Origin of the sequence: Gilliamella sp. B14448G11 (assembly GCF_016101765.1) — a bacterium.
Lineage (GTDB): Bacteria > Pseudomonadota > Gammaproteobacteria > Enterobacterales > Orbaceae > Gilliamella > Gilliamella apicola_N.
Genome location: NZ_JACFPX010000069.1, coordinates 1 through 245, shown reverse-complemented (window position 1 = coordinate 245; position 245 = coordinate 1). Strand labels below are relative to the sequence as shown.

General features: G+C 40.0%; 1 protein-coding gene. It reads right to left on the bottom strand.

What is annotated here, in order from left to right; translation table 11 throughout:
* Nucleotides 1-245: hypothetical protein (locus H3S88_RS13210; RefSeq protein WP_198237288.1), on the bottom strand; the 245-nt coding region annotated here is incomplete at both ends.

The window sequence follows — 245 nt, the reverse complement described above, 5'->3', positions numbered from 1 at the left end:
GATTTGGTGCCAAACAAGCAGTTATTAAACCAGATTTGCATTTTATCCCAATCGTCTGATTCATCTTTAAATATTTTTTGGATAAGCGCTACGACAAGTTGTGCCACCAATGCGAACACAAAAATCGCAACGCCAATAGGCCCGCTGAACATAGATATGGATAACATTAAGCATATCGATTGTGCTAAGTTAGCAATCCCCGATATAACCTGTAAACCACCTGCGATACACAAAGCTGTACCAAC